This is a genomic window from Pseudomonas sp. K8, from assembly GCF_014889455.1.
Lineage (GTDB): Bacteria > Pseudomonadota > Gammaproteobacteria > Pseudomonadales > Pseudomonadaceae > Aquipseudomonas > Aquipseudomonas veronii.
On the sequence record NZ_VJWO01000156.1, the window covers coordinates 1 to 727 of the forward strand.

The window sequence follows — 727 nt, forward strand, 5'->3', positions numbered from 1 at the left end:
GGTTTCCAGCGGGCGGATCTTGGCCGCTTCGTGGCCGATCACTTCCTGCGCATGCTGCGGCCAGGTCACGCGGCCATAGCAGGTCGGCCAGTCCGGGCAGCTCAGGCCGGCATCGGACAGGCGCACGAACGAACCGAACATGATCGTGCTGGCCGTCATGATCAGGGCGAACCACGCCAGACGGTGGAAATTGCGATGCAGCGCCGGGCGCGCGGTGGGGTTCATCAAACGGAACTCACTTCAGTTTCAACAGCGTGGCCATGTCCTTGCGCAGACCGGCCAATTCGAATCCCGGCGCATACCGCATGATCACGAACCCGTTCGGGTCGATGACATACACAGGCGTGCCGGCGGCGTCATCCACGGCGGGCAACACGGCACGCAGGTTCGGCTGGGGGGCCAGCACGCGCAGGGCGGGAAAGCCCTGGACCTCGGCCGGCGGCGTACCCAGCCACAGGATCTCGACATTATCGGCCCTATGGCCGAACAGCTGCCACACCTTGTCCAATCCCTGCGACAAAGTGACGCACGCGGCTGCGCAGCCCGGGGCGGGTGCCCCCAGGAGGCGCCAGACATGGGCATCGGGGTTCCACGGGTACGGTTGGCCGTTGGCCAGGGTGGGCGGCAGCGCGCGCGCGTCCACCGCCGGGGTGAACACTTCGCCGGTGTTGCGGTGGGCGGCCGGCTGCCAGCCGGCGAAGCGCAGCACGCCGGCCAGCGCCATGGC

General features: G+C 68.4%; 2 protein-coding genes. Both read right to left on the reverse strand.

All coding sequences use genetic code 11. The annotated features are described in order from the left end of the window. On the reverse strand, positions 1–225 hold a 225-nt coding region (locus INT12_RS30695; protein ID WP_193059205.1), incomplete at its 3' end, for a COX15/CtaA family protein. A gap of 10 nt (positions 226–235) precedes the next feature. Next, positions 236–727: hypothetical protein (locus tag INT12_RS30700; protein WP_193059206.1), on the reverse strand; the 492-nt coding region annotated here is incomplete at its 5' end.